Raw genomic sequence first — 640 nt, 5'->3', positions numbered from 1 at the left:
CCGGCATGCCGTACTGCGCAACGGTTTCGCGGAACGAACTGAGCACGACCTGGCCAGTGATCCGGTGGTGGGCAGTAACGCTGAGGGCGTAGCGGGAGTGATCGTCCAGCCAGGTGACCACCTCGACGTCGCGGCCGGGTGAGCCACCGGCGCCGGCGAGCCGGTAGTGGGTGAAATCGGACTGCCAGCACTCATTCGGCTGCTCGGCGGCGAATCGCAGGTACGACGCCCTGGGCCGCTTCCCCGGCTGAGGTACGACGGCGCCGGCGCGGGTCAGGATCCGGTGGATCGTCGCCCGCGACAGCCTCACGCCATGGTGGTGCTGCAGGTGCCAGCCGAGAGTATCCGCGCCCGCGTCCAGGCCCCGCTCGGACAGCTCCTTGCGCAGCCGCAGTACCAGCTCCACCGTCTCGACCGGCGTCGCCCCCGGCGAAGTCTTCGGCCGCCGCGACCGCGGCTCGAACGCCGCGTCCCCCTCGGCCAGATACCGGGCCTTCAGCTTGTAGACCCACGCCCGGTGCACCCCGTACCGCCGGGCCACCTCAGAGGCCGACTGTCCCTCCACCAACAACGCAGTGATGACCAACCGAGCCTTCGACATGCCCGAGCATCCAGCCCACCCGCCCTGTCGCCGATGACC

1 protein-coding gene is annotated in these 640 nt (G+C 70.2%); it reads right to left on the bottom strand.

Going from position 1 to position 640, the window contains the following annotated elements:
* Nucleotides 1–601: helix-turn-helix domain-containing protein (locus ACYVOK_RS36205; protein ID WP_460667138.1), on the bottom strand; the 601-nt coding region annotated here is incomplete at its 3' end.
* Between the last annotated feature and the right edge of the window lie 39 nt (nucleotides 602–640).

It is taken from the genome of Kribbella swartbergensis (assembly GCF_054784135.1).
Note: the sequence above shows the minus strand (reverse complement) of the source record. Positions and strands in the feature narration are given on the sequence as shown.